This window comes from Vibrio salinus (assembly GCF_021272385.1).
GTDB classification, from domain to species: domain Bacteria; phylum Pseudomonadota; class Gammaproteobacteria; order Enterobacterales; family Vibrionaceae; genus Vibrio; species Vibrio salinus.
In genome coordinates this window covers 712,204-733,762 of record NZ_JAJSDZ010000005.1, presented here as the reverse complement: position 1 = coordinate 733,762, position 21,559 = coordinate 712,204, and the positions used below count along the sequence as shown (strand labels likewise).

Below are 21,559 nucleotides of genomic sequence, written 5' to 3'. Positions count from 1 at the left end.
GTAAACAGAATCACATTCTTTCTAAACAGAAGAATATCTATTGTCGGAAAAATCTGATGAAATTGAACTGTAATATGACTTTCTACGAGGATTGAGTATAAACTTATTGTGCAGATATTTGATGTGATCCAACAATTTAATTAAAGATTTTTTTTTAGAGCCGATAATGAGATAGTGGCGTAGAAGGGAACAAAAAAGATGAGGGCTACTCTGTGGATATAGCAACACTGGTCGGATTACTTGGTGGCTTAGGTATGGTCATCATGGCAATGGTACTTGGTGGAAGTCTGTCAATGTTCGTTGATGTGGTTTCCATTCTTATTGTTGTCGGTGGTTCAGCATTCGTTGTTATGATGAAGTTTACCATGGGGCAATTTTTTGGTTCTGGCAAGATAGCAGCCAAAGCGTTTATGTTTAAAGCCGATGAACCGGAAGACCTGATTGCTAAAATTGTTGAAATGGCTGATGCAGCACGTAAAGGTGGTTTCCTGGCGTTAGAAGAAATGGAAATTTCCAATAATTTTATGCAGAAAGGGATTGATTTACTGGTTGATGGGCATGATGCCGATGTTGTCAGAGCAGCATTACAGAAAGATATTTCGCTAACGGATGAGCGACATGAGTTTGGTACGGCGGTATTCCGGGCATTTGGTGACGTAACGCCTGCGATGGGTATGATTGGTACGCTTGTGGGGCTGGTGGCGATGTTGTCCAATATGGATGACCCAAAATCTATCGGTCCGGCGATGGCGGTTGCGTTGTTAACAACGTTATACGGAGCGGTATTATCAAACATGGTTTTCTTCCCAATTGCTGACAAGTTGTCATTACGCCGGGAACAGGAAACGTTAAACAGACGTTTAATCATGGATGGTGTACTTGCTATTCAGGATGGGCAAAATCCACGGGTTATTGATAGTTATCTGAAAAATTATCTCAATGAAGGTAAACGGGCTCTGGATATCGATAATGAATAACACTCTGATTTAGGCAACTGTCGTATGGATGATGAAGAAAAGTGTAAATGTCCGCCACCGGGGCTTCCGTTGTGGATGGGAACATTTTCTGACTTAATGTCCCTTTTGATGTGCTTTTTTGTACTTCTATTGTCTTTTTCTGAGATGGATGTACTGAAGTTCAAGCAGATTGCCGGTTCAATGAAATTTGCTTTTGGTGTTCAAAATCGTTTAGAGGTTAAGGATATTCCGAAAGGAACCAGTGTTATTGCTCAGGAATTCAGACCGGGACGCCCGGAACCCACACCGATCGATGTCATCATGCAGCAAACGATTGATATCACTCAACAGTCACTTGAATTCCAGGAAGGGGATAAAGACAGGGCTGGTGGTTCTCAGCGGGAAGCCGGCGAGCAGAATGGTGGCAAATCACCAGAAAGTTCAACTCAGGATAATCAGAATTCCGAATCTGAGCAACAACAGGCTCAGGAATCTCAGGCAACAACGGAAGAGATGGAGACGGTTTTAGAGAGTCTGAAAAAAGCACTGAACCGTGAAATTGAACAGGGTGCCATCGAAATTGAAAATCTGGGGCAGGAGATTGTTATCAGAATTCGTGAAAAGGGCGCTTTCCCTCGTGGTTCTGCATTCTTGCAGCCTAAGTTCCGGCCTTTGGTCAGACAAATCGCTGAGTTAGTAAAAGATATACCTGGTACTGTAAGAATTTCGGGGCATACAGATAATCAGCCTCTTGACTCTCAGCTTTATCGCTCTAAATGGGATATCTCTGCTCAGCGGGCTGTATCGGTTGCTCAGGAAATGGAGAAAGTACCGGGATTTGATCATAACCGGCTGGAAGTTCTGGGGATGGCTGATACCCAGCCTATCGCCAGCAATGATACCCCTCAGGGCAGGGCGCTTAACCGGCGGGTAGAAATCGGTATTCTTCAGGGTAAACCGATTTACAGTAAAGAAGTTAAGGCTGTTAAGCCCTGATGCTCATCGTTTAATATTTCATAAAAACGGGAAAGATAATGTGCTTTCCCGTTTTTATTCGCTTTCCTCATTCCTTCATTCTTGTGTATAATCTTGCGCCTTTACGGTAGCCCTGAGTTACTTCCACCCAGCAGAGTAATATTGCGAACAGACCAATGAAATTTATAGTTAAGCCTCATCCAGAAATTTTCGTTAAAAGTGAATCGGTACGTAAACGGTTTACCCGCATTTTAGAATCGAATATTCGTAACATTATTCAGAAGCGAACTCAGTCTGTTGCGGTATTTAACCGCAGGGATCACATTGAAGTGACGGCACCGACATCAGATTTTTATCCCGAAGTGGTTGAAATCCTGACTCAGACGCCGGGTATTCATCATGTTCTTGAAGTTCAGCAGTCCGAATTTAAAGACATGCATGATATCTATGAGCAGGTTTTGGAATTAAACCGGGATAAGGTTGAAGGGAAAACCTTTGTTGTTCGTGCTAAGCGTCGCGGGAAACACGATTTTACGTCTATTGAACTTGAGCGCTATGTCGGTGGTGGTTTAAATCAGGCTATTGAATCCGCTAAGGTAAAACTGAAAAACCCGGATGTTACTGTCAACATTGAAGTTTCAAATGAAATTTTGAACCAGGTTATTGCCCGTCATAAGGGACTTGGTGGTTTTCCTTTAGGAACACAGGAAGATGTGCTTAGCCTGATTTCCGGTGGCTTTGATTCAGGGGTGTCCAGTTACCTGCATATAAAACGAGGTTCTAAAGTTCACTACTGTTTCTTCAACCTTGGTGGTCCAGCGCACGAAATCGGTGTTAAACAGGTCGCTCATTTTCTGTGGAATAAATATGGGTCATCGGCCAAAGTCCGTTTTATTGCCGTTGATTTTGAACCTGTGGTAGCAGAGATCCTTGAAAAAGTGGACGACGGTCAGATGGGGGTCATTCTTAAGCGCATGTTTATGCGTGCTGCCGGAATGATTGCTGAAAAATTTGGTATTCAGGCACTGGTAACCGGGGAAGCGTTGGGGCAGGTATCCAGCCAGACACTGACTAATCTGCGTCATATTGATGGCGTGACGGATCGCTTGATTCTTCGTCCTTTGATTAACTGGGATAAAGAAGACATTATTAATCTGGCCCGGGATATTGGTACGGAAGATTTCGCAAAAACTATGCCGGAATATTGTGGTGTCATTTCAAAAAAACCAACCGTTAAAGCCATAAAAGAAAAACTGGAAGCCGAGGAAGATAAATTCGATTTTTCTGTTCTTGAACAGGTGGTATTTAATGCCCGTCAAATGGATATCCGGGACATTGCGAAAGAGACTGAGCAGGAGGCACCGGAAGTCGAATTAGTGGATGCAGTTCAGTCTAATGCGGTTGTTTTAGATATTAGAGGCCCGGAAGAAGAAGAGCATAACCCTTTAGAAGTTGAAGGCGTGAAAGTGGTACACATTCCATTTTATAAACTCGCTACGAAATTCGGTGACCTGGACCAATCAGCAACGTATCTTTTGTATTGTGAACGGGGAGTTATGAGCCGTTTGCAGGCTTTGTACCTTAAAGAGCAAGGATTTAATAACGTTAAGGTGTACCGTCCTTAATTGAAGCCGTATGAGTCTTGTTATGAACCGTGGCCGTAGTGCTGCGGTTTTTTTATGCATAAAAAAACACCGCCAACCGGCGGTGTTAAATTTGACAGACAGGTCAAAAAAATAAATACAGGAAGTATAGATTTGTGCAGAATGACTGCGCAAAAAATGGTAGAAATCTACCGAACTCGAAATTCGAGTTTGCAAACACAACATCGCAACACAAGACTCAATGATTCCAAGGAGAATCAGGTTGTTAAGGCTTGTTTTGCGGGAATGAATATAGAATTTTTGTCGCACCTCAGCAATGGATAATTTATAATGTTTCGCATAAGAAAAACTAATAGATAGGTTTGGAAAGAAAAAATGATTAAGAGGCTTCCTCCTTTAAATTCGCTCCGGGTTTTTGAGTCGGCGGCAAGACATCTTAGTTTTACAAGAGCTGCGGAAGAATTGTACGTTACACAAGCTGCTGTCAGTCATCAGATTAAAACCTTGGAAGAATTTCTCGGATTAAAGCTTTTTAAAAGAAGAAATCGCTCCTTATTGCTGACGAAAGAAGGACAAAATTATTTTTCAGATATGAAAGATATTTTTTCTGCCATTCAGGAAGCCACGGATAAGTTGCTTGAAAGAAGTGAAAAAGGCGCTTTAACGATCAGTCTTCCTCCTAGTTTTGCCATTCAGTGGTTAGTTCCAAGGCTGGCTGATTTTAACCGGCAACAACCGGATATTGATGTTCGGATAAAAGCAGTTGATAAGGATGAAGGTTCATTGTTCGACGATGTTGATGTCGCAATTTATTATGGTAAGGGGCATTGGCCGGGGTTAAGAGCGGACAAATTGTATCAGGAGTTTTTAATTCCTTTGTGCTCGCCACTGTTACTCCATGGTGAAAAGCCTCTGATTGAATTGTCTGATTTGGCCGGTCATACATTGCTTCATGATACCTCCCGTCAGGAGTGGAAGCAGTTTGTTAAAGAGAATGATATTTCCGGTGTTAATGTGAACCATGGGCCTATTTTCAGTCATTCAACCATGGTGTTGCAGGCGGCGGCTCATGGTCAGGGAGTGGCATTAGGTAATAATGTCCTTGCGCAGCCTGAGCTGGCATCAGGCCGGTTGGTCGCACCATTTGATAAGGTATTGATGACGGATAATGCCTTTTATGTCGTTTGTCATGAGAAGCAGGCGGATACTGGCCGGATTGCCACTTTCCGTGACTGGATGATAGCCAGAGCCAAACAGGAACAGGAGGAAATGCTGGATGAATAATGTCATTATTAACGGTTCTCTGGAACAGCCTGCATTTATTTTTGCTCATGGTGCCGGAGCGGGTATGGAACATCCCTTTATGGAGTTCATTGCTCAATATCTGGAAAAAAAGGGGATTTGTGTAATACGGTTTGATTTTCCCTATATGATTAAGCAAAAAGAACTTAATAAAAGACGTCCTCCGGACCGGTCGCCAAAGTTGCTGGAAGCCTATGAAGCTGTGATTGAAAAATATGCCCGGCCAGATGGTATCGTCATCGGGGGAAAATCAATGGGAGGCCGTATGGCTTCGTTACTGGAAGATAATAAGCAGGTCAAAGCTGTTGCCTGCCTGGGTTTTCCGTTTCATCCTCCGGGTAAGCCGGAAAACTTTAAAGGCAAGCACCTGGAAATGTTCCGGAAAAAGGGGCTGATTCTTCAGGGGGAACGGGATACATTCGGAAACCGTAAAGAATTGGAATTAATGTCATTATCCGATCAGATAACGGTTCGTTTCTTAAAGGATGGGGATCATAGTTTCAAGCCCCGAAAGGCATCCGGATTGTCTGAGGAACAAAATTTATCAGAAGCAGCAGAAATGTTAGCAACGTTTATTCTGGAGGCATATCGTGCTTAGTCGTTATTTTTTATCCGTTGGCGCTTTTTTTGGTGCAACAGGTGTAATACTGGGGGCTTTTGCAGCTCACGGGCTCAAAGGGGCGCTTTCCCCCTATCTTCTGGACGTTTTTAAAACAGGCGTTTTCTATCAGTTGATTCATTCTATTGCCCTGATACTGGCTTGTGTACTGAGTTTTATGACGTCTGGTAACCCTGAAGCTCAAAAATATTTTAATCGCTCCGGTTTTTGTTTTACTATCGGCATCCTTTGTTTTAGTGGCAGTTTATATTTGCTCGCCATGACTGGGGTTAAATGGTTTGGTCCGGTGACACCTGTCGGTGGATTATTTTTTATTATCGGCTGGATCATGATACTTATAGCGGCATTTAAAATGAAAGAGGTAAGTCTGTGAAACAGTTGATGCTTTATTGCCGGCCTGGTTTTGAAAAAGAATGTGCAGGTGAAATTCAGGATAAAGCAGCCCGGATTGAAGTCTATGGCTTTCCACGGCTTAAGCCGAATTCGGGGTTTGTTTTGTTTGAATGTTATCAAGATGGCGATGCACATCGTCTGATAAAGGAACTGGAATTTAATACGCTTATTTTTTCCCGCCAGATGTTTGCGGTTGTGGCTGAATGTGAGGATTTACCGGTTCAGGATCGTATCAGCCCGATTTTATCTGCAATCAGTGAAGGTGATGGTTTCCCCCGTTGTGGTGATTTGCGGATCGAAACGCCGGATACCAATGAAGCAAAGGAATTGTTGAAATTCTGTCGGAAATTTACGGTACCTCTCAGGCAGGCAATGAGAGGTAAAGGGTTTCTTTTTGAAAAAGAGAATGTCAAAAAACCAGTTATGCATGTTTGTTTTACAGAGCCCGGCCACTGTTTTACCGGTTTTTCTTATCCGGGTAACAATTCGGCTTTTTTCATGGGAATTCCCCGCCTTAAATTTCCGGCAGACGCACCGAGTCGTTCCACATTAAAACTTGAAGAAGCGTTTCATGTCTTTATCCCGAAAAATGAATGGGATGAAAGACTGGCCCCAGGAATGTGGGGCGTGGATTTAGGTGCCTGTCCCGGTGGCTGGACTTATCAGTTGGTCAAACGTTCGATGTTTGTTCATGCGGTAGATAACGGACAAATGGCTGACAGTCTGATGGAAACGGGGCAGGTAAAGCATCATATGGCAGACGGTTTTAAATTCGAACCACCGAGAAAAAATATAACCTGGCTTATTTGCGATATGATTGAAAAGCCTTCCCGGGTCGCTCAGCTTATGGGAGAGTGGATAATAAGCGGTTGGGCTAAAGAAACCATTTTTAATTTAAAACTGCCGATGAAAGGGCGTTATGATGAGGTGCTGCAGGATATTGAAAACCTCAAAATATTCTTGAAAGAAAATGGTGTGAAATTCAAACTTCAGGCGAAACATTTGTACCATGATCGGGAAGAAATTACCGTTCATATTCAGAGCCTCTCTAATATTTCTCCTCATTAATATTCAATGACGGAGCATCAGCGAACAAAGGAAGCTCAGGCTCTGCTTCCTTTGTCATCTTCAGCTTTCGTTTGCCTGATGTGACGGATAACGGATGTCTTGAAGATTAAATCCCAGTTCCAGGTCAGTTTTTAACGTTGCTACCTGTTTACAGGCTAATGCCAGCTCGTAATTATCTTCCATTTTATTTTGATATTTTTTCGGTATATCACTGGCCTGAAAGGCTTCTTCCAGAGTCGGGTAAGTGGATAATATGTCTTGTGCTGCCTTGGGGCCGAGTCCTGGAACGCCGGATATCTGACTGGAACTGATACCGGTAAACCCCCAGTAATCAGGTAACTGCTCAGGCTGGACGCCAAATTCTTTTTTTACAAAAGGGGCATCTAACCACCGGTGCTGAAAGTAATCCCGGATTTGAAGGGTTGGGGACAGAATCTGGCAATAGCCTTTATCTGTTGAAATGATGGTGACTTTTTCACCATGTTTGGCGACTTTTATTGCCAGCGTTGCAACCAAATCATCCGCTTCATCTCCGCTGGAAAGCAGAGAGTCGATGCCTAATTCCCACCACGCCTGCTGAATGACATCCATTCCTTCCTGCAACGGTACCGGCATGGGTTTTCTTCCCTGTTTATATTCCGGAAGCAAACTGGCTCTCCATCCCCTGTCATCACTGTTGTGATCGAAAACAGCCACAATGTGGGTTGGCTTGGATTCATTAATGATTCGGGTCAGAGTCCTTTTCGTTGTCTCAATAGTCCGGTCGATATCGGCAGGATCCGGCTGAGCAGAGTGAACGCGTCGAATCAGATTTAATGCATCAATAATAACAAGGTGTATAGACATAATCAGAAAAAAAATAAGGGCCGAAGCCCCTATTGTAAATTAACTGATTCAGATTACTACCTTACATTATTTGATAGCAGGGTTCATAGGCATGCCCACCCGGAAGTTTCATCCTGTTCTGCTGAACAAAGTCGCTGAGTAACCGGTCCATTTTTTTCATTAATGCCTTATCACCATCAAGTAAAAACGGTCCGTGCTCTTCAATAGTCTGGATTCCGTCCGCTTTGACATTTCCGGCAACAATACCGGAAAAAGCTTTGCGCAGGTTTGCTGCCAGTTGATCCGGTGCCTGATTATGATGAAGGTCAAGTGCTGCCATGGCTTCATGTGTTGGTTCAAACGGATGCTGAAATGACGGATCAATTTTCAGTGACCAGTTAAAACAATAGGCATCGCCACTGTCTTTCCTGTACTGTCGGATTTCCGGCATGGATTCTTTCATAATTCTGGCGACTTCGGGGGCGTTATCAATAATGATTTTATAATGCCTGGTTGCCTGCTCACCTAATGTTTCAGAAATGAATTTGTCGAGTGAACGAAAATAAGCTTCGCTTTCTTTTGGTCCGGTTAATACGATTGGCATTGGTTGTGTGTCATTTTCCGGATGCATCATGATACCAAGAATGTACAGCAGTTCTTCTGCGGTGCCCGGGCCACCGGGGAAAATAATGATACCATGAGCAAACCGGACAAAGGCTTCCAGCCTTTTTTCTATGTCAGGCATAATAACCAGTTCGGTTACGATTGGATTTGGTGGCTCTGCAGCAATAATGGATGGTTCGGTTAAACCGACGTAGCAAGCCTTGTTATAACGTTGTTTGGCATGCCCGATAGCTGCACCTTTCATCGGTCCTTCCATTGCTCCCGGGCCGCACCCTGTACAGATATTGAGTTCCCGTAACCCCAACTGGCTTCCGACTTCCCTTGTGTACTGATATTCGGTTGCATTGATGGAATGTCCACCCCAGCAAACAACCATATTCGGTACAATTCCCGGGGTCAGTGTTCCGGAATTTCGGAGAATACTGAAAACTAAGTTGGTGATGTGAGATGAGTTATCCAGATTGAAAGCGTGGCTGTCTCTGAGGTGCATGTTGACATACACGATGTCTCTCAGTACTGAAAATAAATGTTCCTGGATACCTTTGATGATGTCCCCGTCAACAAAAGCATGAGCCGGAGGGTTTATCAGCTCCAGTTTCATTCCTCGTTCACGTCTGAGAACGTTGACATCAAACGATTGGTATTTATCGAGAAGTTCTTTTGAGTTGTCTGTATGGCTGCCTGAATTGAGAACAGCAAGGGTGCAGTTTCGGTATAGTTCGTAAAGGTCGCCGCTTGAGGCTGTTTTCTTTAGTCGTTCAACTTCCAGCTGGGAAAGTAAGTCCATGCTGCCTGTTGGATTAATATGTGTAATCATTGGCGCCTCCCTTATAAGAGATCTTTTTTGTTTTTAGAATAGGAGCAATATTCTCTGTTTTGCTCTGAGCAATATGACTGAAGCTGTCTAACTTTTTGATTTTAGAGTTTCAATGTAGCGTAAAAATGACAATAGGAGAAATAAGTATTCGTCATCAGTGTGAAGATAGCCATTAATAGGATGGATTGTTTGCTTGTTTTATAACCGATTGTGTATTGTGGCCTTTGTTACTTCCACAAAAATTGGCTGGATCCTGATTCTTTTGCTTCGTTCAGATAATGTCTGATACGATCGAGTACTTCTTCTGGAGTATCGCTTTCGATAAATTCAGTACTTGCTGCTGAAAGCGTTATTTGAATGCTTTTGTTTCTGAATTTGAAGGGTAATTGTGACACTTTTGTTTTGATTTGTTCAACAGCCTTAAACGTTGAATCGTTATCACAATCGGGAAACATAATTATGAATTCTTCGCCGGCAAATCGGGCCAAAACCGTATTCGATGGAATATGGCTGTGAATTGTGCGAGCGATGATTTTCAATGCTTTATCTCCGGCAGTAAAACCGAATTGATCATTCAGATGTTTAAAATTATCGATATCAAACAGGACAATACGAAGCGGAAGTTGATTTTTTATCCAGCGGTGATATTCGTGCTCCAGTTTGTTATAAAACGCGTTTCGGTTGTAGGTTTTGGTCAGCGGATCCTGTTGTAATCTCGCCGTTTGTTCCTCTAAACGGTGCCGGTAGTCATGAGTGCTGTCTCGAAGTGTTTTTATTTGCGACTTTTGAAATTCCATCCGCTCAATCAGCGTTTTCTCTCTACTTTCGGCGTCTTCCAGTCTTTCGATAATAAGGGCTAATTCAGAGAAAACCGGATTTAACCGGGATTTCATCGATTCGAGATCGTCGTTTCTGTTGAGGATATCCTGACTCCGGGAAAGAAGTTTGGACAGATCCTGATACATTTCCCCTCGGTTTTCAGAGTTATTTTTACTCTGGGTGACATTTTGCGAGCTGGCTTTTAATTGTGTTGATACGCTGTTACTAAGATCATGAAGAAATTTTTCAGAGGCCTTTCTCTCATGTTCTGTGCCATGGACAACCAGTTCGAGAACGTTTAAGGTCAGATCTAACAGTTCCTGCCCATTGACACCGATGAGTAATTTTGCCCGGATGTCATACAGCCTTTCGCCATATTCGCCTTCAAAATCAAGTTCTGTGATGAGTGTCTGGAGTTCTGATGAAAGTTGGGCTAACAGATCCTGTTCAGTTGAATTACTCCGCTCAAATTCAGACATGTGCGGATTGGAGGCCATGATTTTTATAGAGCGTTCATAAAGTCCTAAAAGGCGTGTTGTCTGATCGCTCAGAGATGCTGATTTTTTGGTTGGAAAATTCAGAAGATCTCGTAAGTCTCTTTTCAATTTTGCCGGAAGGCCCGGGAGACGCAGTAACATCTCGCCACCTTGACGTAATTGAGGGGCAAGATTTGTTAGTTGTTTTTCCATAGTCAACATCTGTTAGGTGAAAAATTCGAATTCGGGCGTTTTTATGTCTGATGAAGTTAAATCTGACGTTGCTGTCCTCATTTTTCTGCTTGCCGGAACAGAATAAATGACGCGTTAACGTTTTTGACCTCCATGCTTTTCTTATATCCAAGCAGTTTTACTGTGAACGTATCTGCATTTGGTATTTTAAAACTCTTTTCAGAATCCACAAGCAAAGATCAATGATTACTCGCCAACTTATCAATAGTACCAGAATTTATCGCCAAGTCCCGTTATCAAAAAAATATATCGACATCTTTTAGTGCTTCTTGAGCAATTTTTTAATGATATCTTCATTATTGTGCGAAGAATGTACTTTAATCAGGCCTTGATGAATGGCTTGTTTACAGGAACGCCGGATATTATCTGATGCAAAACTGGCTGCCGGAGCATTGTCAATGGCTTTAAGATAAACCCAGTGGCTGGTTTTATCCTGAATACTGAGTTCTCTTGAAACACTGGTGGCCATTAGCAGGATATCCAGTAATTCTTTATCATTGATAGATGTATAAGCTTTTGGCAGAAACGGATAGTCGGCAATTCCAATCCGAATAATCCGGTTTAATGGACGGGATGGCTGGAATTCATCGACCCATTGCTTAATTTTATTGAACAGATCCTGTGGTGGAGTGTCTCTGTCTAGATTATTTTCCACATAGAGCAGGTTTGCATCGGTAAAGTGAAAAAGACGAGTATTATTTTTGAGCTTACTTTTTAAATATTGGCCAAAGGCATGCTCTAATTCCATTCCGGCGGTAAATCCATATTCAAGGTACATATTTCGCAGAAACGGAATGTCGATCATTGCGAAACGCAGTCTGTCATTCAGAGGCTCATGAATCAATTCACCAATGTGCCATTGTTCATAATTGCGGCTACTCTGACGCATAGAGGAAGGAAGATTCACGCTTAGCATTCTTAAATTGCTGAGCTGGGAGCGGGAGTGGGTGAATAAATGTTCGTTAATCTGATCAATTTCTTTGTTTTTCTGGCGTATGGTGATACCGCGTTTGATCGAAAGAATGAAGAAAACGAACAGGATGGCGCACAGTGCATAAGTAATGGATTTTAATTTACGGTAGTCTTCTTCTTTTTGTTTTAGCCTTTTTTCCTGACCAACTAAGTGAAGTGTTTGTTCTACAAATTCTTTTTGTTGATTAAATGCATCTTCACTAAGCTGATTCAGCGTGGTTTGCTGAGCTTTATTCAGGCGATTGTATTTCTTTTCATAACTCAGTGCGTTTTTGTAATCTTTTCTCTGATTGTAAATGGCGCTCAGTAATTGATAGCTTTCGAGTTCAGTTTGTTTATCTGCTGATTTTTTTGCAAAAATTAACGATTTATTCACCTCAGTCAGGCTTTTTTTATAAAATTTCTGACGAAAATTGAGCCGGGCCTGCAGTAGTTTTTCTTTTGCTTTTAATTTAGTAAAAGAGGTTTTTTTCAGGAGTGATGTCGCTATATCAAGATAGTCTTCAGCAACCGGGTAGTTATAAAGCTGAATATACGTAGCTGCGAGATTAATCCGGACTTCAATAAACTGCGACAGATTATGTTCTAGCGTCTGGTGATCGAGAACATTAAGGTAGTGAACCAGAGCCAGATTGAATTTTCCCTGACGATAATAGATGTTTCCCATCTGGTTTAATATTGTGGCCAGAATTAGAGAATGATCATAATTATCATAAAAATCAGCAGCCTGAGACAGATAAATGAGTGCCTGGTTGTAAACATGTCTGTTTTCAAATAACCAGGCCAGTAATGTATTTGCCTTAGCTAACTGAGCACTGGAATTTGTTTCTACAGCACTCCAGTACGCTATCAGTAATTCAGATAATGCCAGATTATAGTTGCTGTGATTAAGATAGTGTTGCCCAAGTTCCAGATGATAGTGAATCTTGGTCTTTGTTGACGAACTGTGATCAATATAAGGTTTAGCCTGTTTATACAGCATGTTTGCCAGTTCATTGTCGTTCTCATAAGAGGCTATTTTCGCTCTGAACATCAGAATGTTGTGCTGAATATTTTTAGTTAACGGTTTGACGTCTTTCAGACCATCAATAACCGTCACTAAATAACGCAATTCCGCCCGCGCTTCAGATGAGTCGTGCGTGGATTCCCAGTTAAGTCGTATAGTCTGTAATTCAAGATCGAGTTCCAGTATGGTTAACTGATATTGTTTGGCCATTCTTTTGGCTTCTGCCACATGTGACATCGCCAGTTTTTTTTCACCAAGTGCAAAATTAGCATTTGCAAGTATTTGTAGTGCTTCAACTGTTGAACGGGGGGTTCTTATCTGGATATCAGTATCATTTCTTGAAACAGTTGATGGCGTTTTTTCTGATGCTTCTGCAAGTTTCCGCTCTGTTAGATACTGAGTCATCAACGTTTTGGCTTGTTGCGGAGAAATATCGGTTAAGGTATTTGCCTCATTCAGCTCTGCAGATGTATAACCATTTGCCCACGCATTATTAAATAGCAGGATAAGTAAAATAAAAGCGACGTTTCTCCACAGGTGACAGAACATTAATACTCCAAAATTTTATTGTCTGGCCATTCGTAATAAATTAGACGGGCATGCATTTTCCGTTGAACGGTATGGATTGATATCCAGTCCACCCCGACGGGTATAACGGGCATAGACGGTTAATTTTTCCGGAGAGCACTGGCGCATAATATCTGTGAAAATGCGCTCAACACATTGTTCGTGAAATTCATTATGTTGTCTGAATGATACAATATAGCGCAGAAGTGCTTCCTGATTAATCCGTTTCCCTTCGTAAGAAATTTCGACACTTCCCCAGTCAGGCTGTTTGGTGATCAGGCAGTTTGATTTAAGAAGGTGGCTATGAAGTGTTTCCGATACCCATTCCTCTCCGGTAGCATTCTCAAGTAACCCAGCATCAAATTCATATCCGTCGATTTCAATGTCCTGATGATCGATACATTCGCCTTCCATTGCGACGATATGCTGATGAGTAAAGTTATCTACAGAGTGAATTTCGACAGAAACCATTTCACCGGCACAAGAGGTAAGATCGTTTACAAGTGTGTCGTGAACTTCTTCCCAGCTTTCGAATTTAGTCTGATTAAAGCTGTTGAGGTAGAGTTTGAATGACTTAGACTCGATGAGATTCGGACTTGTTGCCGGGATAATTACGTAACCAATAGCTACCTGAGGCAGGCCTTTAGAGGTGAGCCAGGAAAGTTCATACATCGTCCATACATCACTACCAGAAAAAGGTAATGGGGCGGATATGTTAATGTCGTCACGGTTTAATTTTCTGGGTACAGGTTGCAATAATGTTGGGTCGTAGGTGGCTGCATATTCAGTTGCACGGCCTAGAGTCAATCCCTTGAGTTCTTCGGAGTCAGAATATTTACTCATATTTATCGTTCTTTTCGTTTAGAATACGTCGAATTTTACGCAATCTGAGGGCGTGTGTCATTACTGACTCGACATTCGCTCTGTTAAAGTGGAGATCACGATGATTTTATCAGTCAAAGATGCATTGGATGACTTTGGCAAAAGGTATACAGTGGCATTCAATCAAAAGAATGGATGTGATCCCGTTGATCGGGAACTGACTGACTGGCCATCTGAATGTGTGCGCGAACGGAATCAGGATGTGGTTTTATGGCAGCCGGTGGAAAGAGATAACGTTGCTGATTTCTCAAATATCGAAAAAGCAATGGAAATAGACCTGCACCCGGATATCCATCAGTTCTTTGGTCGTTTTTACAGTGGTGATATGACAGCTGCTTATGAGGGAGAAGAACTGACTTTAATTCAGGTATGGAATGACGATGATTTTGAACGTCTTCAGGAAAATATTATCGGGCATTTAGTTATGCAGTCCCGGTTAAAATTACCCCCGACGGTTTTTATTGCGGGGATTGATTCCGATATCGACGTGATTTCAGTGTGTAATGTATCCGGAGAGGTCATTCTGGAGACGTTAGGAACGAAAAAACGCCGGGTTTTAGCCAGGTCTCTGGTTGAGTTTTTAATGAAATTAGAACCGGTAGTATAAATAAGTATGTATGTTGTTGAATTGGAATTTGAGTGTTTTGATAACACGACGTTTAGTGCTGTAGAGAAAGCCATTAATGGCTTAATGGAGGCGCTGCGTTTTAATGGGCAGGTATTAGGCAGAGAATTTCCTATTGTTGTTGGTGATGGTGAATTTTTTGTCAGAGCGGTTTGCCCGGAAAAAGACAGTCTGCATCCTGATTACCATTCCGATTATGTTCGGGTATGTTTTGACCGTCTCACTCAGGCATCGGTATTAGCGCCGAAAGTTAGAGTATTGGGGCAGGATCTTAACTCGGAAGAAACCGCTGAAAACCGGATGCCTTCATGGCAAATCCTTTATACAACGTATGTTCACACCTGTTCACCATTGCGTGATGGTGATAGTTTTCAGCCGATTCCATTATACCGGAATCCACCGACCTTAAACGGGGACCATAAGTCGGTTATCAAATGGCAGACTGAATGGCAGGCATGTGATGAACTTCAGATGGCCGGTGGTTGCAGAGCTGAGCATGCTGCATTAAAGGAAATTACAGATGTCAGCAGCGATCTTTTTCGTCGTGGATGGGATTTGCGTGGACGTATTGAATACATTACGAAAATACCGACGTATTATTATCAATATCAGGTTGGCGGTACGTCCTTAGAACAACAACAGCAACGCGTTTGTCCCCGTTGTGGCGGAGAGTGGCGTTTGGACGAACCGTTGCATGATATTTTTCATTTCAGGTGTGATAAGTGCAGGATTGTTTCTAATCTATCCTGGGATTTTTTAAAATTATAAAAAATGGCCGGTTAATTAAACCGGCCATTTTTGTATGTTATATCGATAAATCGTCTTACCAGCCTTTAACAATACTGCCTTTAAAGATTTTATAAGCAGCGTTGTATACTTCTTCGGTCTGGTATGCTTTTACAAAGTTTTTCACATTTTCTGAGTTTACATTGTCCTGACGGGCAACAATGATATTCACGTATGGAGAATCTTTGTCTTCAACAAAAAGGCCGTCTTTATCTGGTGTCAGATCAAGCTGGCTTGCGAAGGTATTGTTGATGACTGCAATGGTGACATCGTCGAGAGAGCGAGGTAATTGAGCTGCATCAAGCTCAACAATTTCAAGGTGTTTTGGATTGTCGATGATATCGCCAACGGTGGCTTTCAGTCCTACGTTATCTTTTAGTTTAATAAGGCCCTGCTTCTGTAGAAGCAGAAGAGAACGGCCAAGGTTTGTTGGGTCGTTCGGCACTGCGATACGATCGCCGTCTTTCACTTCGTCCACAGATTTAATTTTTTTGGAATAGCCAGCAATAGGGTATACAAATGTATTTCCTGCAATCGCCAGTTTGTAACCCCGGTCAGCCATTTGGGCATCAAGATAAGGTTTATGCTGAAATGCATTGATATCAATTGAGCCGTCATCCAGTGCAGCATTCGGTGTTACGTAGTCAGTGAATGTCACTAATTCTACATCCAGATTGTATTTTTCTTTTGCCACTTTTTTGGCAACTTCAGCAACCTGAGCTTCGGCTCCGGCCATCACGCCGAGTTTAATTTTGTTCGATTCTGCAGTTTTATCGCCACAACCCGCCAGAACGAGTGAAGAGGCTACCGCTGCTATTGTGAATAAACCCTTAAGGCTAAATTTCATGAGCGTCTCCTTTAAAAATTAATTATACGTTTTATCTATGGTCTACACGGCGAACAATTGCATCACCGATAGACTGAATTATTTGTACCAGTACGATAAGCATTACAACGGTGACAGCCATGACGATGATGTCGTAACGATAAAATCCATACCGGATAGCGACATCCCCGAGACCTCCACCGCCAACGGTGCCAGCCATGGCTGAGTAGCTGACCAGAGTGACCAGAGTGATGGTGACAGAATTAAGAATAGTGGGTAATGCTTCGGGCAGAAGCACTTTTGTAATGATCTGTACCGGTCTTGCCCCCATCGCCTGTGCGGCTTCAACCAGACCCGAAGGGACTTCCAGTAATGCACTTTCTATTAACCTTGCTACGAATGGAATCGCACCGATAGTTAAAGGAACAATGGCTGCAGTGGTCCCAATAAACGTGCCAACGATTAATTTCGTGACGGGGATGATCGCTACCATCAATACCAGAAAAGGAACTGAACGGCCGATGTTGACAATTGCACCGAGAATCTGGTTAAACCGAACATTTTCTGCCAGTCCGCCTTTTTTTGTGATATGCAAGATAACGCCCAGAGGAATACCGACAGCAAATCCAACGATGCCCGATACTGCGACCATATAGATAGTTTGCCATGTTGCACCCAAAATCAGGGTACTGTTTTGGGTTATCCAGTTTGCTATAACATCAAATGACATAACCTAATACCTCAACTTTTACATGATGATCGCGAAGATACTGAATTGCTGCTTCATCATCTTCTTTTGTACCGTACATTTCGGCGAGTAACATACCGAATTTAACTCCGCCTGCATAATCGATATCTGAGCTTAAGATATTGATATCCACATTAAATTTTCTTGAGATTTGAGAGGCCAGTGGTGCATTGACGGTCGCTCCGGTAAATTCCAGCCGAAGAAGCGGATGACTGTCATCTACCCGCTTTGAATGCAGGCGTTCCTGAAAATCTTCCGGAATGGAAAGATCCAGTGTTGAACGGATAAAGTCATGCGCCAATTCTGTTTTGGGATGAGAAAAAATCTCGCCGACGGTCCCTTTTTCGACCAGTTCACCATCACCAATGATAGCAACTTCATGGCAGATGCTTTTGACCACATCCATTTCATGCGTAATCAGCAAAATGGTGATATTGAGTTTTCGGTTTATTTCTTTTAGCAGCTTCAGAATCGAATGCGTTGTTGCCGGGTCTAAAGCACTGGTTGCTTCATCACAAAGCAATACTTTAGGCTCGCAGGCCAAAGCTCTGGCGATAGCAACCCGCTGTTTCTGACCGCCACTTAAATTGGCTGGGTAGGTTTGTTTCTTATCTGAGAGACCGACAAGTTCCAGTAGTTCATTTACCTTTCTGGAAATATGAGTTTTATCTTTACCGGCGAGTTCCAGTGGAAGCGCTATGTTTTCAAAAACGGTTCTGGATGAAAGCAGATTAAAGTGCTGGAAGATCATTCCAATATTGCGTCTGGCTTCCGACAGTTTCTTAACATTTAGCTTGGTAAGATCAACGCCATCAACAATAACGGAACCGGAAGTAGGGGCTTCAAGCATGTTTACACAGCGGATCAGAGTACTTTTCCCTGCACCTGATGATCCGATAACCCCGAAAACGGTTCCCTGTTGAATCGTTAAATTAATGTCTTTTAGGGCGTTAATTTCCTTATCGCCTTGATAAAACACTTTGTTTACTTGATTAATTTCAATCATTCGACACGACCTAAGCAGGGATATTAGATGAATATGTCACAATTCGTTAAAAACTGTAGTGGATGCTATGGTTTCAACGCATTCGTGTCAATAGATTTATTTACGTCTAGACGTCTAAAATGGTTAAATTTACTAAATGATTTGTAATTAGATAGTGATGAAAGAAATAAAGCGTGCAATAATTTATCCAAATTCCATACAGAGAGTCCTATTTTGTCAAAACCAGCCGTATTTTTAGATAGAGATGGTGTGATTAATGTTGACCATGGCTATGTTCATGATGAACATGATTTTGATTTTATCGAAGGCGTATTCGAAGCAACAAAATTGTTGCAGAATATGGGATATCTATTGGTTTTAGTGACAAATCAGGCCGGAATTGCCCGTGGTATTTATAGTGAAGAGCGTTTTTTGTCTCTCACTCAATGGATGGACTGGAACTTCATTGATAATGGTGTTGAATTTGATGGCATCTACTACTGTCCCCATCACCCGGATGAGGGGATAGGTAAATACAAGCAAGATTGCGATTGCCGTAAACCTAAGCCCGGCATGTTTATATCTGCGCGTGATTTCCTGAAAATTGACATGGCGAACTCTGTTATGGTTGGTGATAAAGCCGAAGATTTGATGGCGGCCGAAGCTGCCGGTGTTGGTACAAAAATTCTTGTGCGTACAGGGAAACCAGTGACAGAAAAGGGAGAAGCGATCGCTACAGTTGTGTTGGATAGTATTCGTGATGTCCCTGCTTTTATGGATAAGCTCAAGTAGGGCTGTTCACTAAATCTTTCTGCAAGTTATTGTTGGGTTCTTTTTTCTATGGGTAAAAAACTTACCATTCTTGATATTGCTCGTTTGTCTGGGGTGAGTAAATCCACCGTTTCCAGAGTACTGACTAATGCCCCGCGGGTGAATCCGGAAACTCGCGCTAAGGTTGAGAAAGTGATTGCTGATAACGATTATGTGCCTTCTAAGTCAGCCCAGTCTATGCGAAAACAGAATCAAAAAGTGATTGGCGTGATTATTTCCAGGCTTGATTCTCCTTCGGAAAACAGAGCGGTAAGTAGTATGCTGAACGTATTCTATGCCAATGATTATGATGCCGTTATTATGGAAAGCCAGTTTGATCCAGATAAAGTCAGTGAACATTTAGCGGTATTAGAAAAGCGTCAGGTAGATGGTGTCGTTTTATTCGGTTTTAGTGGCTTAAAAGCAGATTGCCTGAAAAAGTGGAAGCATAGGATTATTACTATTTCTATGGATGCAGTGGGTATTTCTTCTATTAATTATGATAATTACGGTGTCATTTCCCATATTCTTGAATATTTAAAAAAGAAAAGTTTAAGAAATATCAGTTATATCGGTGTGGATCCAATTGATAAAACGACAGGGTATCTTCGGTTAAATGCGTATTTAGACTGGTGTAATGAATATTCTGTGTCTCCTTGTTATCGGACAGGGAAGCTGAGGTATGAAAGTGCTTATCAGCTTGTTGATGAGGTTTTGCATCCGGAAACAGAGGCGATCGTTTGTGCCAGTGATACTCTTGCTCTTGGAGTGATAAAACGGCTTCAGGAGTGTCAACGTAATGATGTAATGGTAGCCGGCGTTGGGGGCAGTGAGCTGCTGTCGTTTTTGTTTCCTAAAGTATACAGTATTGATCCGGGGTACCGTGAAGCGGGGACCAATGCTGCTAATCAACTGATTAAACAGTTAAAAGACAGATGTGGAAGTGTCTGCTTAACGCAATCTCCTAATTTTTAAGTCAGATTATATTTTTGTCCTTCTAGCCAGCACTTTTATTTAATGTAAGTGTTCACTTAAGTCGTTAGTTCATTATTTTATCATTCATTAAATGTGATCATTTTCACGAGGTGGGAACATTCCCATTTGTGAGTCTGACTGGATGTGGGAATGTTCCCACTTTGTTGATGTCCTCAGAAAAATGGGTGAGTTTATGAGTAAGAATATTCAGCAACAAGATGTGCAACGCATCATTGAGTTGGTCGGAGGGCGCGATAACATCGCAAGTGTGACACACTGTTTAACCCGATTACGTTTCGTATTAAATGATAACGATATAGCGGATATAAAGTTGCTTGAGTCAGTAAAGTTAGTTAAAGGATGTTTTACTAATGCAGGGCAATTTCAGGTAGTGATTGGTACCGAAGTTGATGAAGTGTACGACATACTAATTAATCTGGCCGGGAAAAACTCAGCATCTAAAGAAGAAGCAAAAAACGCAGCAAGACAGAATATGAATATTCTTGAGCGTGGGATATCTCATTTAGCCGAAATTTTTGTCCCACTTTTACCTGCGATTATAACTGGTGGGTTGATTCTGGGGTTTCGGAATGTCATTGGTGACATAAAAATGTTCGATGGCCAGACGTTGACTCAGATCAGTCAGTTTTGGGCAAGTGTTCATTCTTTCTTATGGTTGATTGGCGAGGCTATCTTTTTCTTCCTTCCTGTTGGGGTTTGTTGGTCAACAGTTAAAAAATTAGGGGGAACACCGATACTTGGCATTACGCTGGGTATTACACTGGTTTCTCCTCAGCTTATGAATGCCTATTTGATCGGTCAGCAAGTTCCTCCTGTTTGGGATTTTGGCTGGTTCACTATTGCAAAAGTTGGTTATCAGGCTCAGGTTATTCCGGCAATGCTGGCCGGTGTTGTATTGGCATTGATTGAAACGAATCTGAAAAAGATAATTCCGGCTTATTTGTATCTTGTGGTTGTCCCATTTGTTTCTTTAATTATTTCAGTGGTTCTTGCTCATGCCTTTATTGGTCCGTTTGGCCGAATGCTGGGGGATGGGGTTGCCTATGCAGCTAAAGCGGCAATGACAGGACAGTTTGCAGTTATTGGTGCCATAATTTTTGGTTTTCTTTACGCACCCTTGGTGATTACCGGTATTCACCATACTACCAATGCAGTCGATTTGCAGCTTATGCAGGACTTAGGGGGAACACCTATCTGGCCGTTAATTGCATTGTCCAATATTGCTCAGGCTTCTGCTGTTTTAGGCATTGTGCTTGTCAGTAAAAAAAACGGTGAACGGGATATTTCCATACCTGCCGCCATTTCTGCCTATCTGGGAGTAACAGAGCCTGCCATGTATGGGATAAATCTGAAATATAAATACCCAATGCTCTGCGCCATGATTGGTAGTGCTTTGGCTGCCGGAGTATGTGGTAGCTTCGGTGTAATGGCGAATGGAATTGGTGTCGGTGGTTTACCGGGAATTTTATCGATCAAGCCTCAGTTCTGGGGTGTTTATTTACTTGCTATGGCAATTGCGATTGTTGTCCCGGCGATATTAACCATTTTTATGTTTAAACGGACTCAGCTAAAAGAGAATGCAGTAAAAACACAGCAATTAGAACATTAAAAAGTTAATAAAAATAC

Annotated in this window: 21 protein-coding genes; 13 read left to right on the top strand and 8 right to left on the bottom strand. The window is 42.1% G+C overall.

Going from position 1 to position 21,559, the window contains the following annotated elements:
• Window positions 1–212 precede the first annotated feature (212 nt).
• The 8 genes from pomA (at window position 213) to rlmM (ending at window position 6,917) form a co-directional block, all read left to right on the top strand.
• Window positions 213–977 (top strand): flagellar motor protein PomA, encoded by a 765-nt coding sequence (gene pomA, locus LRQ06_RS03550; RefSeq protein ID WP_232765060.1) that lies wholly within the window; start codon window positions 213–215, stop codon window positions 975–977.
• 24 nt (window positions 978–1,001) lie between these two features.
• Entirely contained in the window at window positions 1,002–1,952 is a 951-nt protein-coding gene (locus LRQ06_RS03545; RefSeq protein WP_232765059.1) for a flagellar motor protein MotB, read from the top strand.
• 155 nt (window positions 1,953–2,107) lie between these two features.
• On the top strand, window positions 2,108–3,556 hold the full coding sequence (gene thiI / locus LRQ06_RS03540; RefSeq protein WP_232765058.1) for a tRNA uracil 4-sulfurtransferase ThiI: 1,449 nt from the start codon (window positions 2,108–2,110) through the stop codon (window positions 3,554–3,556).
• A gap of 54 nt (window positions 3,557–3,610) precedes the next feature.
• Window positions 3,611–3,859, top strand: coding sequence for a hypothetical protein (locus LRQ06_RS03535; RefSeq protein WP_232765057.1), 249 nt, complete (start codon window positions 3,611–3,613; stop codon window positions 3,857–3,859).
• Between the two features lie 51 nt (window positions 3,860–3,910).
• Window positions 3,911–4,819: a transcriptional regulator GcvA gene (locus tag LRQ06_RS03530; protein ID WP_232765056.1), complete on the top strand. Its 909-nt coding sequence runs from the start codon at window positions 3,911–3,913 to the stop codon at window positions 4,817–4,819.
• Entirely contained in the window at window positions 4,812–5,435 is a 624-nt protein-coding gene (locus LRQ06_RS03525) for an alpha/beta family hydrolase (protein ID WP_232765055.1), read from the top strand. The genes LRQ06_RS03530 and LRQ06_RS03525 overlap by 8 nt, the downstream gene beginning before the upstream one ends.
• Window positions 5,428–5,829 (top strand): DUF423 domain-containing protein, encoded by a 402-nt coding sequence (locus LRQ06_RS03520; protein WP_232765054.1) that lies wholly within the window; start codon window positions 5,428–5,430, stop codon window positions 5,827–5,829. The genes LRQ06_RS03525 and LRQ06_RS03520 overlap by 8 nt, the downstream gene beginning before the upstream one ends.
• Window positions 5,826–6,917: a 23S rRNA (cytidine(2498)-2'-O)-methyltransferase RlmM gene (gene rlmM, locus LRQ06_RS03515; RefSeq protein WP_232765053.1), complete on the top strand. Its 1,092-nt coding sequence runs from the start codon at window positions 5,826–5,828 to the stop codon at window positions 6,915–6,917. Before LRQ06_RS03520 ends, rlmM begins: the two co-directional genes overlap by 4 nt.
• Window positions 6,918–6,977: 60 nt before the next feature.
• Here the strand turns inward: rlmM and xni are convergent, their stop codons facing one another.
• The 5 genes from xni to queF form a co-directional block, all read right to left on the bottom strand.
• Entirely contained in the window at window positions 6,978–7,763 is a 786-nt protein-coding gene (xni, locus tag LRQ06_RS03510; protein WP_232765052.1) for a flap endonuclease Xni, read from the bottom strand.
• A 61-nt stretch (window positions 7,764–7,824) separates the two neighbouring features.
• Window positions 7,825–9,183, bottom strand: coding sequence for a nucleotide 5'-monophosphate nucleosidase PpnN (gene ppnN / locus LRQ06_RS03505; RefSeq protein WP_232765051.1), 1,359 nt, complete (start codon window positions 9,181–9,183; stop codon window positions 7,825–7,827).
• 227 nt (window positions 9,184–9,410) lie between these two features.
• Complete coding sequence (locus LRQ06_RS03500) at window positions 9,411–10,691, bottom strand: GGDEF domain-containing protein (RefSeq protein WP_232765050.1); 1,281 nt, start codon at window positions 10,689–10,691, stop codon at window positions 9,411–9,413.
• Between the two features lie 298 nt (window positions 10,692–10,989).
• Window positions 10,990–13,257: a tetratricopeptide repeat protein gene (locus LRQ06_RS03495; RefSeq protein ID WP_232765049.1), complete on the bottom strand. Its 2,268-nt coding sequence runs from the start codon at window positions 13,255–13,257 to the stop codon at window positions 10,990–10,992.
• A gap of 15 nt (window positions 13,258–13,272) precedes the next feature.
• The gene (gene queF, locus LRQ06_RS03490) at window positions 13,273–14,118 is read right to left on the bottom strand and encodes an NADPH-dependent 7-cyano-7-deazaguanine reductase QueF (RefSeq protein ID WP_232765048.1); all 846 of its coding nucleotides are present in this window, start codon (window positions 14,116–14,118) and stop codon (window positions 13,273–13,275) included.
• A 100-nt stretch (window positions 14,119–14,218) separates the two neighbouring features.
• Here queF and syd point away from each other — a divergent pair, with 100 nt between their 5' ends.
• Window positions 14,219–14,764, top strand: a complete 546-nt coding sequence (syd, locus tag LRQ06_RS03485; RefSeq protein WP_232765047.1) for a SecY-interacting protein — start codon at window positions 14,219–14,221, stop codon at window positions 14,762–14,764.
• A gap of 6 nt (window positions 14,765–14,770) precedes the next feature.
• Complete coding sequence (locus LRQ06_RS03480; protein ID WP_232765046.1) at window positions 14,771–15,550, top strand: Zn-ribbon-containing protein; 780 nt, start codon at window positions 14,771–14,773, stop codon at window positions 15,548–15,550.
• A gap of 55 nt (window positions 15,551–15,605) precedes the next feature.
• On the opposite strand, the gene LRQ06_RS03475 is transcribed toward LRQ06_RS03480, so the two are convergent.
• Genes LRQ06_RS03475 through metN form a run of 3 tightly spaced genes read right to left on the bottom strand, consistent with a single transcriptional unit; the run spans window position 15,606 to window position 18,148 of the window.
• On the bottom strand, window positions 15,606–16,415 hold the full coding sequence (locus LRQ06_RS03475) for a MetQ/NlpA family lipoprotein (protein ID WP_232765045.1): 810 nt from the start codon (window positions 16,413–16,415) through the stop codon (window positions 15,606–15,608).
• 31 nt (window positions 16,416–16,446) lie between these two features.
• Window positions 16,447–17,124 (bottom strand): methionine ABC transporter permease, encoded by a 678-nt coding sequence (locus LRQ06_RS03470; RefSeq protein ID WP_232765044.1) that lies wholly within the window; start codon window positions 17,122–17,124, stop codon window positions 16,447–16,449.
• Window positions 17,114–18,148, bottom strand: a complete 1,035-nt coding sequence (gene metN, locus LRQ06_RS03465) for a methionine ABC transporter ATP-binding protein MetN (protein ID WP_232765043.1) — start codon at window positions 18,146–18,148, stop codon at window positions 17,114–17,116. The genes LRQ06_RS03470 and metN overlap by 11 nt, the downstream gene beginning before the upstream one ends.
• Before the next feature lie 213 nt (window positions 18,149–18,361).
• Between metN and gmhB the strand changes: the two genes are divergently transcribed.
• From gmhB to treB, 3 genes are all read left to right on the top strand, one after another.
• Window positions 18,362–18,919, top strand: a complete 558-nt coding sequence (gene gmhB, locus LRQ06_RS03460) for a D-glycero-beta-D-manno-heptose 1,7-bisphosphate 7-phosphatase (RefSeq protein ID WP_232765042.1) — start codon at window positions 18,362–18,364, stop codon at window positions 18,917–18,919.
• Window positions 18,920–18,967: 48 nt separating this feature from the next.
• Window positions 18,968–19,912, top strand: a complete 945-nt coding sequence (gene treR / locus LRQ06_RS03455) for a trehalose operon repressor TreR (protein WP_232765041.1) — start codon at window positions 18,968–18,970, stop codon at window positions 19,910–19,912.
• Window positions 19,913–20,105: 193 nt separating this feature from the next.
• A complete protein-coding gene (gene treB, locus LRQ06_RS03450) occupies window positions 20,106–21,542 on the top strand; it encodes a PTS trehalose transporter subunit IIBC (RefSeq protein ID WP_232765040.1) in 1,437 nt (478 codons plus the stop codon).
• Window positions 21,543–21,559 lie beyond the last annotated feature (17 nt).

Coding starts and splice junctions, on each gene's coding strand:
- treR (WP_232765041.1), top strand. CDS start 18,968: ATGGGTAAAAAACTTACCATTCTTGATATTGCTCGTTTGTCTGGGGTG.
- treB (WP_232765040.1), top strand. CDS start 20,106: ATGAGTAAGAATATTCAGCAACAAGATGTGCAACGCATCATTGAGTTG.
- LRQ06_RS03530 (WP_232765056.1), top strand. CDS start 3,911: ATGATTAAGAGGCTTCCTCCTTTAAATTCGCTCCGGGTTTTTGAGTCG.
- LRQ06_RS03535 (WP_232765057.1), top strand. CDS start 3,611: ATGCATAAAAAAACACCGCCAACCGGCGGTGTTAAATTTGACAGACAG.
- thiI (WP_232765058.1), top strand. CDS start 2,108: ATGAAATTTATAGTTAAGCCTCATCCAGAAATTTTCGTTAAAAGTGAA.
- LRQ06_RS03545 (WP_232765059.1), top strand. CDS start 1,002: ATGGATGATGAAGAAAAGTGTAAATGTCCGCCACCGGGGCTTCCGTTG.
- ppnN (WP_232765051.1), bottom strand. CDS start 9,183: ATGATTACACATATTAATCCAACAGGCAGCATGGACTTACTTTCCCAG.
- LRQ06_RS03470 (WP_232765044.1), bottom strand. CDS start 17,124: ATGTCATTTGATGTTATAGCAAACTGGATAACCCAAAACAGTACCCTG.
- LRQ06_RS03500 (WP_232765050.1), bottom strand. CDS start 10,691: ATGGAAAAACAACTAACAAATCTTGCCCCTCAATTACGTCAAGGTGGC.
- LRQ06_RS03480 (WP_232765046.1), top strand. CDS start 14,771: ATGTATGTTGTTGAATTGGAATTTGAGTGTTTTGATAACACGACGTTT.
- queF (WP_232765048.1), bottom strand. CDS start 14,118: ATGAGTAAATATTCTGACTCCGAAGAACTCAAGGGATTGACTCTAGGC.
- syd (WP_232765047.1), top strand. CDS start 14,219: ATGATTTTATCAGTCAAAGATGCATTGGATGACTTTGGCAAAAGGTAT.
- xni (WP_232765052.1), bottom strand. CDS start 7,763: ATGTCTATACACCTTGTTATTATTGATGCATTAAATCTGATTCGACGC.
- LRQ06_RS03475 (WP_232765045.1), bottom strand. CDS start 16,415: ATGAAATTTAGCCTTAAGGGTTTATTCACAATAGCAGCGGTAGCCTCT.
- LRQ06_RS03495 (WP_232765049.1), bottom strand. CDS start 13,257: ATGTTCTGTCACCTGTGGAGAAACGTCGCTTTTATTTTACTTATCCTG.
- metN (WP_232765043.1), bottom strand. CDS start 18,148: ATGATTGAAATTAATCAAGTAAACAAAGTGTTTTATCAAGGCGATAAG.
- LRQ06_RS03525 (WP_232765055.1), top strand. CDS start 4,812: ATGAATAATGTCATTATTAACGGTTCTCTGGAACAGCCTGCATTTATT.